Source organism: Kordia sp. (genome assembly GCF_022447245.1).
Classification (GTDB): domain Bacteria; phylum Bacteroidota; class Bacteroidia; order Flavobacteriales; family Flavobacteriaceae; genus Kordia.
Genome location: NZ_JAKVBC010000018.1, coordinates 49415 through 61800 on the forward strand (window position 1 = coordinate 49415; position 12386 = coordinate 61800).

The window sequence follows — 12386 nt, forward strand, 5'->3', positions numbered from 1 at the left end:
TCGGGTTTGGGTTGTCTCGTAAAAATAAGGTTATTTTTTTGATTTAATAAAGCTTTTGCTGGCTATTTATTGTTCTTTTCTCTTTCAAAAACACTCATTTTTGAATTATTAAAATTAAAAATACCTATATGTAGTGAGTTAACGAATAATTACATTTCACTATTTTCGAACAACATTTAAAAAATAACTAACTAACCTTCTTAAAAATGCACTACAAATTTATTAATACTCTTTTGGTATTGATTTTTTCTGCCTTCATTGTATCCGATGGAGACTTAAAAATTGGTGATGAAATTTCTATTTCTAACAAGAAATATGTTTTAGAACAATGTTCCGATTGTTTTGGAAAACCTACTGAGTACAAGAAAGGGCTTTCACAATTTCAATCAGTTAATAAAAAAGAATATGCGAAACATGATTGGGAAATTACCAAAACAAAACTCTATGTAACTGCTGGAAAAAGCATTAAAAGCGTAGCTTTTGGACTTATTGGCAAAACACCTTTTGGAAGTATTGCTAAAGATGGGCTTGAACCTTGGGTAGATTTTGCCATTGATGAAGCAGGCAATTACAAACAATCTTCATTACGATCAAAGTTGCATGCTAGCATGAGTAAAAACATTGATCTTTATCTTCAAAAAGCACAATTAGAAAACGGTGAAGGAAATATTACATATGCACAGGTTGCAGGCGGATTTAAAGAATTCATTAACAATGGAGGGATTAGAAATGAAGACTATATTGTACTTGGTAAAAAAGTAGACGATTTTTTACTGGAGTATGTAAAAAACAATGAAATAAAGATTAAAAAATCGATAGAAGAATTTCAGCAAAAAATCTCTGATGCTCGTCAAGAAGGTGAAGCACAAGTAGAAGCACTAAAAAATAGTTTGAACAATAAGATTGAAGCAAGCGCAAATGAACTCAAAAGTAACATCAATGCTGTAAACAAGTTAGCTCTTGAAAACATGAAAGCTACACAAGAGATTGGGGAATCCCTAAAGAAGTTTGAAACTGAAGTTGCGGAAAAATTTGACATAGTCAATAAAGATATTGGAGAAATGCAGCAAGAGATCAAATCCAATACAGCGCGTATCAAAACCAATGAAGCCTACATAAAGAATAATGCACAAAACATTGAAGAAGTTCAAAAACGCACACATGAAAACCGACAACTAATTACTCAGAATGCGTATAAAATTGATGTAATTTCAGGCGTGTTATATGAAAATGCCAATACTGACGGAAAACTTAAATTACTCAAAGTAACCAAGTTTCATGATGATCCTGTAAAAAACAAAGAAATCATAGAAACAGAACGAAGCAGACTCAACAATATTCAATCTGTAGAAAAAATACAGAGAGGTATGAGTTATGCTAAAGAGATGACTACACTTGCTGTTCATCTAGGATTGAGTCCTAAAGATGCTGAAAATATTAACAAAGCCATAGAAATCTCAGATGTTATCTTACAAGGTACCATGGCATATTTTACATCAAATCCACTACAGGGTTTGCAAGCTGTAAATGGTGCATTGGGAATTTTATCTGGAAAAAGCGGACAGGCAGATCCTCAGTTTGAAGCTATCATGGGAAAACTGAATGAAATTAGCAATCAATTGGTTGAAATTGACAAAAAAATTGTTGCATTAGATGAAAAAATTGTCAAACTCTATAATCTCAATATTGAATTGCATAAAGAGACCATCAACCGTTTCAATCAATTGGATTATAAATTAGATATCTTATCAGATCAAGTAGATTATATCATACAAATCATCACTTCAAGTTGTGAACAAGTAATTGATGCAAAAGATTATGAATTGTTGTGGAATGGAATCAATAATGCTACAAGCATTCAAGATTTACGAGATCAGCATGACTTCTTCCCTATTCTAAAAAAAGTATTGTTATGTATAGAATCGAATTTAGAAATAAGTAATGTAGATGCACGTACATTTTTACATTTCAATAAAGTAGACTTAAATAACAAGTGGGAATCCCAAATTTTATCGCCACTCCTAACTTTATTAAAGAATCATTACAATTCTGAGGAACGTAGAGAAATTTTTGCAGATGCTATTGGTTTCAGCCCTTTAAAAACCAATACTTTTTCTAATGTTTATAGTGAAGTAAGGCAAAAGAAAAATACAAATAGCATTGACAATATAACCTCGGTTACTGTAAAAGATATGAACAGGTTATTGCATCCTAAAAGTGTTGTGCAGCTAAATTATTACTTAAACCTTTTAGAACCCTATTTTTATTACGGAAACCACAGTAAAAACTATTACCCTTTTGAAAATGAACGAATTCAAAACTTTCCCGCTGCTTATTATAAAGCAAGAAATCAAGTATTGGAAATTTGGTATCGTACACTATTAAAAGACTGTCAAATTGCAATTGCTCAACAAAACATGCTTTCTGGTGCACCGTTAATTAGTAAATTTCACAATGAAATTTCCAATCCTAATGTGACTCCTGAAAGTGAAATGATTTACCGTTTGTTAAACTCTGAAAATTTATACTTACAAACTAATGTTGCTACCAATATTTTACACACCGAATTGGCAGGAAATAGTGTGCTACTAAAAAAATTACAAAGTTCTTTTCTAAGTTCTTATGCTGATGCTACAGCAACGATTCAAAGTCTGAATGAGTTTATCAATGGTACATATTATAAACTTGCTGTAGTAGGAAGTGAAGAAAAAGGGTTTTCAACCATGTTAAAGATTACCACAAAAAACATTCCTGGATATGAAAACTTACCTACTGAAATTTATTTACCCATTCAGACGATAGATATCATTATGGAAAATAAAATGATGTACCCAAAAGTTTTGGACGAATTACACACTACCAAAACCAAAGTAATTGAAAAAATTATTGAATATGACATTATGGAGAAGGCTTCTAAAGAAGAATATAACGAATTAAAAACTTTATTAAATACACAAATACTATGAAATCGTCCAAAATTTTTAGTGTAGCATTCATGTTGTTTATTAGCACATTCATGTTCATGAGTTTACGAACACCACAAAATAATAATTCGCATATTGGAGATGTAAAATACTCCATTTTACCAGCAGATTTATTTAATGAAACACAAGAAGGAAAGTGGGTTTTGTTAGATGGGAAACCACTTTCTAATCTTTCAGAATTATATGAGTTTTTAGATGGAAAAATGCGGTTGGACATTTTAAAAAAAGAAGGCGATTTTTATCTACTACCAGATGTCAGAGGACGTTTTGTACGAAGTATGAATGTGAACGGACAAGGAGATGATCCGGATACAAAAAGAAAAGTTGGGAGTTACCAACAAGATATGTTTCAAACCCATACGCACGCTTTAGGTGTTGGCGTTTCTGACAAACAAGCAGCATCACAGTTAGATCGACCTCGATTTGCTGATTTTGCTCAAAAATTTCAACGTGCTCCATTTCAAACGAAAGGAGCCATTAATGGCCATGCTGGGGAGGAAACCAGACCAAAAAACATCGCATTATATACATATATTAAAATAGCTAACTAATCTTTATATTATGAAAATTAAAACAACTCACTTTCTCTCGCTGACAGTAATTATTTTTTTAATCATGGGATTTTCAAGAAATCAGACGGAAGATTATCATCAAATTGGAGACATCAAATATTCCCTTCTACCACCAAATACATTTGCAAAAACTCAAAAAGGCAGTTGGGCATTGTTAGATGGAAAACCCATTGCAGAAGATCAAAAATTATACACACTATTAGAACAAGATTTTTTGCTTGATATTTTCAAAGATGGAAATGGTATTGTAAAACTACCTGATGCTAGAGGCAGCTTTATACGAAGTATGAATATCAATGGACAAGGAAATGATCCGGATACAAAAAGAAATGTGGGAAGTTATCAACCTGACGCTCTAAAGACCCATAAACACGCATTACAAAATACCATATATAAACATGGACGCTCGTTTAAAGGAGATAATGCTAAAGATCATGCTCTAAAGCATGCATATGGAAGTGTTTGGGCTTCAGTAACCAAAAATACAGGTGGTGCAGCCGAGTCAAGACCTAAAAACATAGCCTTATATTGCTATGTAAAGGTCTCAAATTAAATACTAAAAAAGCTAGTTTTTTGATGAAACGAGCTTTTTATTAGAAATCTTTTTGATGGTACTATAAAGTAGCTGCAATTATCTCACAGCAATCTAATGTTTCTTGTACATGCTGTAAGGTTGTTCTGGGATTTATCAAACACATTCGTAGTACTACTTGTCCTTGCAATACTGTTGTTACTAACAAAGCTTCACCTGAACTGATTACTTGTTTTGATATTTCCTGATTCAATGCATCTAATTCTTTCTCTGAGAAGTTTTTCCCGATAGGATTATATCTAAAATTAATAACGGCCAGCGTTGCCGGTGATATTACTTCCCAATATGTACTTTTACGCAATATACCTTCTACATTTTCTGCAAGTTCTATATTGCACTGTACCGCAGCTTTAAAAGAGTTTAATCCAAATGTTTTAACAGACATGTAAAATTTTAAAGCCCTAAAACGACGTGTTAACTGAATTCCGTGATCATAAAAATTAATTTCAGATTCATTTCCTTCTACATCTCTTAAGTATTCTGGTTTCTCTGTAAAAGTCTGACTTAACCATTTGTGATTTTTTACTAACAAACAACCCATCTCATACGGTTGATAAAACCATTTGTGCGGATCTACCGTTAGAGAATCTGCTTTTTCAATTCCTTTTAATAATTCCTTTCCATGTGTTCCTAAAATTGCTGCACCACCATACGCACCATCTACATGCATCCACATATCTTCTGTTTTACAGATAGCAGCAATTGTATCTAAAGGATCAACAGTTCCTGTATTTGTCGTTCCAGCAGAAGCAATAATACAAAACGGTTGCAAGCCTTCTAATCGATCTTTTGCAATCGCGTTTTTTAATTTATTTACTCCCATTTTAAACTCAATGTCGGTTGGTATAATTCGAATTTGTTCTTTTTTAAATCCTAATACTCGAATTGCTTTTATGTTTGAGGAATGTGCCTGATCAGACAAATAAATGACTGCTTTTGAAAAATCGTCTCCACATTTTACCCTTCTAGCTGTCACCAATGCTGTTAGGTTTGCCATAGAACCGCCACTTGTAAACAATCCGCCTCCTTCTTTGGTTGGAAACCCGAACATTTCCACTAACCAACCTATCGTTATAATCTCCAATTCTGCGGCTGCAGGAGAAGCTGCCCAACCACCAGAAAATATATTAAATCCTGTTGCCAATGTATCAGCCATAGTGCTGATATAATTGCTTGGTCCAGGTACAAATGAATATGATTTTGGATGCGAAACAATGGTACTATTTGGCATTATTTTTTCCATAACATCATTGAGTACAACTTGTGCTTCAGTAGCTTCCAAAGGAACATCTTCTAATAACAAAGTTTCCATATCCTTTCGAGAAGCCATTGCTACTGGATTTTTTTCTTCTTGTGTATCAAAATGCGCTACAATATGATCTATAATTTGATATCCGTATTCCCGCATTTCCTCTTTTGACAAGCTTAATGTCGCGTTGATTACGTTCTCCATTTTTTGTAAATTTTTCTTTATTTGAATTCTTCTGCAAAAGTACTCAAAAGAAGTAGCTTTTCACTGGTATAATACCTAATAACTTGCCTTTTTACCGATATAAAACAAATTGGTTAAAAACTGTGTATTTATTGTATCATTTAAAAAAATCTAAATACAAAAAATAGTATACTGCAGAAATGGAAGCAACTATAAAATTCAAGCTTGTTTTGAGGAGTCTTTGTTGAATTTGATTCAGTATCTTTGTTGTAAATACTATTATTCATGAATCTACAAGAATTATTTCATACCGTATATGATTATCTAAAATTCAAAAAGTTTAGTGAAGAAACTGCCATATATTTAAATTTAATTGTTGGTATTTTAGCCATTAGCATTCTTGCTTTTATCATTGATTATATTACGCGTCGCTTGTTTATTGCCTTAGCATATCGTTTGGCACCACGAACAAAGAATAATTTTGATGATTTTCTGGTTAAGAATAAAACACCACAAAATTTAGCGCATTTAATCCCTGTATTTTTAATTGAACAAGCGACTCCTTATTTATTTCAAGATTTTCCCGATTTTCAACATAGCTTTTTAGTAGCGATTGATATTTTCTTAGTGATTTTAATCATTAAGGTGATTAGAAGCATTTTAAATTCGCTTCGAGATTACTTAAAAACGTTGAATTCTTTTAAAGACAAACCAATTGACAGTTATATTCAAGTCTTCATGATTTTTGTGTGGACTGTGGGAATTATTTTAAGTTTTTCTATCCTTACGGGAAAATCCATTATTGCATTTGTTACTACTTTAGGAGCGCTTTCTGCGGTAATTTTGTTGATTTTTAGAGATACGATTCTCGGTTTTGTAGCCAGTATTCAAGTTGCTGTAAACGATATGGTTCGTATTGGTGATTGGATTACGATTGAAAAATACGGTGCCGATGGTGATGTTGTAGAAATCAATTTGGCTACTGTAAAAGTGCAGAATTTTGATAAAACCATTAGTACCATTCCCACCTACGCATTAATCTCTGATTCGTTTAAAAACTGGCGTGGGATGAGTGAATCTGGAGGAAGGCGCATTAAACGTTCTATTATTATAAAAGCACAAAGCATTCATTACATCACGGACGAAGAAGTAAAATCTTTAGAGAAAATACAATTGATTTCTAATTACATGAAAGGTCGCCAAGAAGAAATTGCACGGTATAATGTTGATCGTAATATTGATAAATCTTTGCTTATCATCGGACGAAATATGACCAATATCGGTGTATTCCGAAAGTATGTGGAATGTTATTTAAACGAGCACCCTGCCATTAACAAAGATATGACGATTATGAGTCGTCAATTGGCGCAAACACCACAAGGAATTCCTTTAGAGATATATGCGTTTAGCACAGATAAAGTCTGGAAAAACTATGAATATATCATGGGCGATATCTTTGATCATTTGTTGGCAGCGCTTCCCTACTTCAATTTGGAGATATATGAATTGAGTGTGGATGATTCGATACGTTCGTCTTAGGTATTTAGTGTTAGAAAGATCCGTTCAAAGTTTATTTTCATTGTCATTAAGAGAGAATATGACGAAGTAATCTGTTTGAATCATAGCATAATTCTTTTCTGAAACTTACAGACTGTCAAGAGTTTCTATTAAATTTTTGCGATGACGTTTCATGATACTCTGATTATCCTATGAAACTTCTCACCACTCTAACTAAATTAATAACATATCAATTCTATAAACCCATAAACAAAATCGATCGTTTAAGCATTGCATGAACTATTTTCTAAGCAATATGTCGTATCTTTGTAAATAGTTTGGAACAGACCTAAAAAATGATTGACACACTCCCAAAAGATAAGAAAATAGTACTCTTCGATGGTGTTTGCAACTTATGCAACGGCTTTGTGGATAAGATCATTTCGCAAGACAAAAAAGATGTATTTCGTTTTGCGTCTTTGCAATCAGAAATTGGCATTGCTATACAGGAACATTTACAGCTCGATACTTCTCAATTGGATTCCGTAATTTTGTATGTACCCGAAAAAGGAACGTATTATCATAAATCTTCTGCAGCATTCCGAATTTTAAACGAATTTGGCGGTGCTTGGAAATTGTTGCAAGTCTTTCGAATTCTTCCAAAGTTTATCAATGATTTTGGCTATAATATCGTAGCTAAATATCGTTATAAATGGTTTGGTCAAAAGAATACTTGTAGAATGCCAACGCCAGAGGAACGTGCTAGGTTTTTGGGATAGTTATTCTTCTTCGGTGTTTTTTGTTTTTTGTAAAATGATTCTGCCTTAACTTTTGTACTGTAAAATCTAAGATATTTTATTCAGCAACTACTACTTTCAAACCTTTTACTCAAAAAATCTTCAGTTCGTATACTTTTCGCTAAAAAATAAGAAACGTCTTCCTTTTAGCGTTATGATATAGTACTTTTACATTACAACGAATAAAAACATGAAAAAAAAGTGTATTACAGTATTTTTTCTTTTGGTAACGATAGTAACATTCGCACAGAAAAAAGAAAAAATTAAAGGAAATAGAGAAGTAACAACAGTGATTTATGAAATTGATCCGTTTACAACTCTGGAAGTGAAAGAAGAATTGGAAGTTGTGTTATTGAATGGCGAAACTCCAAAAGTAGAAGTGATTGCAGATGAGAATCTTCATGAAGTATTTAATATAGATGTAGTTGATGGAACGCTGAGTATTTCTACCTCAAAGCAAATTCGCAGTCATAAGAAGCTAGAGATTTTTGTTACAATTTCGAAAGATTTACAACGCATTCACGCCGAAAGTGAAGCGGAATTGAAATCTGCAACAACACTAAATATCGATAAAGCAGAGATTAATGTACTTGGTAAAGCAAAAATCGATTTGCGAATTATAGCAGACTCACTAGCTGTAAATGGTTTTGGAAGAACCAAACAACATTATGAAATTTCGTCTCGCGAATTGATTGTGACTGCATTTGAAGATGCAGAAATCATAGGAAATGTAACGGCTACAAAGTTGACTTCGCAAGTAGAGTTTGGAGATGTACAATTGAAAGGACAAACAGATACGTTGTTCTTAGAAGTGAAAGAGAAAGGGAAATTCATTGCACATGAGTTGCCTTCAAAGGAAATTCACGTTACAGCTACTGAACAAGGAAAAACAGTCCTAAACGCTACCGAACAAATTACGATTGATGCACATGATCGTTCTGAGATTGACTTATTAGGAAGTCCAAAATCAATTATCATGCATAAATTTAAAGGAGAAGCTGTTTTACGGAAGATTAGTGAAGCAAATAAAGGTTTTTTAAAGCGTATCTTTTAAGAAGACATATTGTTTTAATGAAGCTATCTGATTCTTTGAAAGCAGATTACTTCATAGCTTATTCCTCGTAATGACATTTCAAAATGTTGAGTTGAAAACAATATTGAAAATCAAATGGTAAATCTATGATTCTTTGTATCGAAATCTACTCAGAATTATGTACTTTCATGCTTTATTAAAAAGTAAAAATAGACAGTTGCTATGGATTTTTTCACCATCATGATTATTTTGATTACGCTTGTAGTCTTTGTATTTATTGTATTGATCGCGTTTGTAATGAAAAAATCAAAAGATGTAAAGAATGAAGGTTTTTTAGAAGCTGAACGCAAAGAAATGTTACAAAATGTAGTAAAGAAGCGTAAAAAACTGATCCCTCACAAAGCCGAATACTATTTGCAAATTACAGATGCAATGACGTTTCAACGCATCGAAGATGTTAGAAGCATCCGAATTTCTGGACTTTTATACAATACAAGTCGAAAACCCATTGTTGCTTTTGAACGTGTAGAACGCGGCAAAAATGCTACAGGACAACTTGTTGCGCTGACCAAAAAACAAGAATTTATATATGAGTTTTTAGGCTTAGATATTTCTATAATTTGTGATGGTGAATTGTTAGGCACATGGGATTCTAAAGGAATTCTAAATGATGCCAATAAAAAAACTATTGGAAAACTGCAACGCACACAAGAAACCAATACGTTGTCATTGCATGATAGAAATTTGGCAAGTATCAAAAAAGCACCTTTATATGATCATATTGCTAAAATTTCAGAGGTTTCAGAGGTTTTTGAGGGATTAAATAATGGTACTTCACTCCTAACCCTTAATGATACTCCAAATACTGAAGAGGAAAATTGGGTATTGGCATTGGGCATTTTTGAGATTGCTTTCTACGGAAATACGACAGTTAACTAAATGAAACGACCCGTTTACGCATTCATAGTTTCGTTTTACGGTTGATTTACATAGCTTTAAATCATCAATAATTAATCAAATTATGAAAAGAATCTATTTAAGTTGCTTACTATGCATATGTATGTTAATAAGCTATGCACAAACGCAAAACAACAATGTTGTTGTGACAGAAACCAACGAATCGATTGTTCCATTTATTGACAAATTGCAAAATGGCGAACAATTCACCATTCATTATTCTTCCACAGGTTGTTTTCACAATACGAAAGAAACGATGAAGTTTCAGCGCGAAAACAATACCTATTATGTTATTTTCAACAAAGAGAAAAAAGCACTCGACGATAATTTTATAGAAAACATACGAGATTTTGAAAAACAACTCGCGCAACAAAATAATATGGGTTGCACTACTGTAGATAATTATTTAATGATTTACAATGATGTGCAACGAATTGCTGCCGATGGAAGTTGTTCTTGGAATGGGTATAGTAAATTGAAAAAATTATTTGGCTTTACAGCATAAACTTAATTCTCAGTAATTAAAAAAGCGCCAATTCAATATGAATTGACGCTTTTAGTCAGTCTCCTAAAACTTGTGGTTGTGTTAGATTATACGATGTGACTTGGACAACAAAATCCACCACCTAAATAAATCCAACCTAGAGGACAGTCACCACTTCTTTCGCAATAAAGCATTATTCCTCCTTTGATTTTTAAAGTAGGAATAAACAACAATAGAAATGTTAATCCCGGTAGAAATTCACAAATTTTTATAAAGGTTGATATTTTGATGTACATTCATAAAAAAACATGCTAAATTATAGTTTGCATGTTTTTCATTATTATAAAAATCAACAATAAATCGTTGCTTTATCTACCAAATACGTGAACGGTCGCTCTACTTTTAGAATTATTTTTTGTGTCGTAGATAAATGTAATTTTTTTAATAATTCTATTACGTCCATCCAAATCAATGACACGTGAATTACTCCTTCTGTTAAAATTATGTCTTAGTTTGATTTCTTCTTTGGAACCATTTCCATAATGCACTACCATTCTATGCATATTTAATGCTCCTTTTGAAACTACTAGTTTTAGTTTTTTAAATGTTCCTTCATGTTTTCCTAAACGAATCACATCTTTGTCTAGTTTGTAATTAACTTTTTTACTTCCGAGTTTTTCCCACTTCCATTTGCTTACAAAAGTATCTGTTGATATGCTCTTAAAACTAGACAATCCAATCCATAAAATGGCACTCAAAATAAAGGTTGCAAATAATCTCATAATATTCCTTTTTAAAGTTATCAATTTGTGTTTACATAGACGTTTGTTTCTATGACTTACAAATTGAAAAAAGGTTTAATGATATTTATTTTTAGATTTTTGGAAATTATAAATAGCTTTTTGGAAGAAATATCGTTTGATGTGCCCAATTTCAATATAACTTTAAAATTGTTCATTTTAAAATTTACGTTTATGAAGCAAAACATTCCCTTGATTTTTATTCATGTTTTATGGTATCCTTGTTGTCAGCTTTCTGATCAAAAATATAAGAATCAGCAAACAATGAAAGATTTATATTTTTATGATATTGATGGCAATTGCTTTTCTTTACAAAATATTAAACAAGTATGGAGTATTTATATCAAAGCACATAGCAAACTAATAGGTTTGAATACATTTAAAGTTAAATATCTTAGGATCAAATCTTGTACAGATATTGTAACCGGCAAAAAACATCAGCTATTAATTGGTTACACTAATAAGAAACGCATAAAAATAACCTGCAAATTAAACCTTTACAAAGATGCCTTTCGTTTCGACAATGAAATCGCTATTTACCATAACTGCAGTACAGTATCAGACATACAAATTAAAGATGGATGTTGGATATTAAGAAATGATACGCAACACAATCAACAAATAATTGAAATGATACCATTACATTAGCTACTATATTATTGGCATTTTTCGTTATAAAATTTCACAACTTCTTCAATATGTCTTGATTTAAATTCTCTTTTGTGTATCTTTTCTGTCAATTTAGTGCAGTCTGCAAAGAAGGTAGTTGCTACTTTTTTAAAATCTGCACTCGAAAATGCGCCTGTGGTCGTTATATGCGTTACTTCTGTATCGTTTGGTCGTTTTACATAATAATCAACTACATCCATTGCCATCATTGACATTCCATTGATTCCGTCAAATCCAGATGTAACATCTTCATATAAACAGACTTTTCCTAGGATTGTTTCTTCAAATACCCTTCCTTTATCTTTTCCTGCAATTTTAAAGTAACGATAGGTCTTTATATTGTTTCTTGAATGTGCTACTTTTATATAATCGATATCAGTATACAAGATTTTTTTGCCTTTTGCTTTTTTATAGGGTTTGTATTTGTAAAAATCTCCTCTAAACTTCCCTACTCCTTTTAGTTCTTCTCCTGAATGTAGTTTAATTTCACAGTAATCAAATTGAGCACTAAGCGTTTGTACCGTAAAAATGCAGATGAATACTAGGATTATTTTTTTCATGTATAGAAG

The 12386-nt window shown here is 32.1% G+C and carries 12 protein-coding genes; 9 read left to right on the forward strand and 3 right to left on the reverse strand.

Annotated features, from left to right (window positions below; translation table 11 throughout):
• The first annotated feature begins 206 nt into the window (after positions 1–206).
• The 3 genes from MK119_RS13415 to MK119_RS13425 are packed head-to-tail and all read left to right on the forward strand — an operon-like array spanning position 207 to position 4109.
• Positions 207–2966: a hypothetical protein gene (locus tag MK119_RS13415; protein ID WP_290679699.1), complete on the forward strand. Its 2760-nt coding sequence runs from the start codon at positions 207–209 to the stop codon at positions 2964–2966.
• A 56-nt stretch (positions 2967–3022) separates the two neighbouring features.
• Positions 3023–3535 carry a hypothetical protein gene (locus MK119_RS13420; RefSeq protein WP_290679701.1) on the forward strand — a complete coding sequence of 171 codons (513 nt, stop codon included), beginning with the start codon at positions 3023–3025 and terminating at the stop codon, positions 3533–3535.
• Between the two features lie 10 nt (positions 3536–3545).
• A complete protein-coding gene (locus tag MK119_RS13425; RefSeq protein WP_290679703.1) occupies positions 3546–4109 on the forward strand; it encodes a hypothetical protein in 564 nt (187 codons plus the stop codon).
• A 61-nt stretch (positions 4110–4170) separates the two neighbouring features.
• Here MK119_RS13425 and MK119_RS13430 read toward each other — a convergent pair whose 3' ends face one another.
• Positions 4171–5601, reverse strand: coding sequence for an aminotransferase class V-fold PLP-dependent enzyme (locus tag MK119_RS13430; RefSeq protein WP_290679705.1), 1431 nt, complete (start codon positions 5599–5601; stop codon positions 4171–4173).
• A 264-nt stretch (positions 5602–5865) separates the two neighbouring features.
• On the opposite strand from MK119_RS13430, the gene MK119_RS13435 reads away from it, so the two are divergent.
• From MK119_RS13435 to MK119_RS13455, 5 genes are all read left to right on the forward strand, one after another.
• A complete protein-coding gene (locus MK119_RS13435; protein WP_290679707.1) occupies positions 5866–7119 on the forward strand; it encodes a mechanosensitive ion channel domain-containing protein in 1254 nt (417 codons plus the stop codon).
• Positions 7120–7433: 314 nt separating this feature from the next.
• Positions 7434–7856, forward strand: a complete 423-nt coding sequence (locus tag MK119_RS13440) for a thiol-disulfide oxidoreductase DCC family protein (RefSeq protein ID WP_290679709.1) — start codon at positions 7434–7436, stop codon at positions 7854–7856.
• Positions 7857–8064: 208 nt separating this feature from the next.
• The gene (locus MK119_RS13445; protein ID WP_290679711.1) at positions 8065–8928 is read left to right on the forward strand and encodes a DUF2807 domain-containing protein; all 864 of its coding nucleotides are present in this window, start codon (positions 8065–8067) and stop codon (positions 8926–8928) included.
• Positions 8929–9204: 276 nt separating this feature from the next.
• On the forward strand, positions 9205–9846 hold the full coding sequence (locus tag MK119_RS13450; RefSeq protein WP_290679713.1) for a hypothetical protein: 642 nt from the start codon (positions 9205–9207) through the stop codon (positions 9844–9846).
• Positions 9847–9967: 121 nt separating this feature from the next.
• Positions 9968–10369 (forward strand): hypothetical protein, encoded by a 402-nt coding sequence (locus MK119_RS13455; protein WP_290679715.1) that lies wholly within the window; start codon positions 9968–9970, stop codon positions 10367–10369.
• A 347-nt stretch (positions 10370–10716) separates the two neighbouring features.
• Here the strand turns inward: MK119_RS13455 and MK119_RS13460 are convergent, their stop codons facing one another.
• Positions 10717–11130, reverse strand: a complete 414-nt coding sequence (locus MK119_RS13460; RefSeq protein WP_290679717.1) for a DUF2541 family protein — start codon at positions 11128–11130, stop codon at positions 10717–10719.
• Between the two features lie 192 nt (positions 11131–11322).
• Here MK119_RS13460 and MK119_RS13465 point away from each other — a divergent pair, with 192 nt between their 5' ends.
• Positions 11323–11796 (forward strand): hypothetical protein, encoded by a 474-nt coding sequence (locus tag MK119_RS13465; protein ID WP_290679719.1) that lies wholly within the window; start codon positions 11323–11325, stop codon positions 11794–11796.
• 8 nt (positions 11797–11804) lie between these two features.
• Here MK119_RS13465 and MK119_RS13470 read toward each other — a convergent pair whose 3' ends face one another.
• Positions 11805–12377, reverse strand: coding sequence for a hypothetical protein (locus MK119_RS13470; RefSeq protein ID WP_290679720.1), 573 nt, complete (start codon positions 12375–12377; stop codon positions 11805–11807).
• Between the last annotated feature and the right edge of the window lie 9 nt (positions 12378–12386).

Bases quoted from the DNA above. Each gene is read 5' to 3' on its own strand.
- MK119_RS13445 (WP_290679711.1), top strand. From the start codon at position 8,065: ATGAAAAAAAAGTGTATTACAGTATTTTTTCTTTTGGTAACGATAGTA.
- MK119_RS13460 (WP_290679717.1), bottom strand. From the start codon at position 11,130: ATGAGATTATTTGCAACCTTTATTTTGAGTGCCATTTTATGGATTGGA.
- MK119_RS13415 (WP_290679699.1), top strand. From the start codon at position 207: ATGCACTACAAATTTATTAATACTCTTTTGGTATTGATTTTTTCTGCC.
- MK119_RS13435 (WP_290679707.1), top strand. From the start codon at position 5,866: ATGAATCTACAAGAATTATTTCATACCGTATATGATTATCTAAAATTC.
- MK119_RS13425 (WP_290679703.1), top strand. From the start codon at position 3,546: ATGAAAATTAAAACAACTCACTTTCTCTCGCTGACAGTAATTATTTTT.
- MK119_RS13455 (WP_290679715.1), top strand. From the start codon at position 9,968: ATGTTAATAAGCTATGCACAAACGCAAAACAACAATGTTGTTGTGACA.
- MK119_RS13470 (WP_290679720.1), bottom strand. From the start codon at position 12,377: ATGAAAAAAATAATCCTAGTATTCATCTGCATTTTTACGGTACAAACG.
- MK119_RS13420 (WP_290679701.1), top strand. From the start codon at position 3,023: ATGAGTTTACGAACACCACAAAATAATAATTCGCATATTGGAGATGTA.
- MK119_RS13440 (WP_290679709.1), top strand. From the start codon at position 7,434: ATGATTGACACACTCCCAAAAGATAAGAAAATAGTACTCTTCGATGGT.
- MK119_RS13465 (WP_290679719.1), top strand. From the start codon at position 11,323: ATGAAGCAAAACATTCCCTTGATTTTTATTCATGTTTTATGGTATCCT.
- MK119_RS13450 (WP_290679713.1), top strand. From the start codon at position 9,205: ATGAAAAAATCAAAAGATGTAAAGAATGAAGGTTTTTTAGAAGCTGAA.
- MK119_RS13430 (WP_290679705.1), bottom strand. From the start codon at position 5,601: ATGGAGAACGTAATCAACGCGACATTAAGCTTGTCAAAAGAGGAAATG.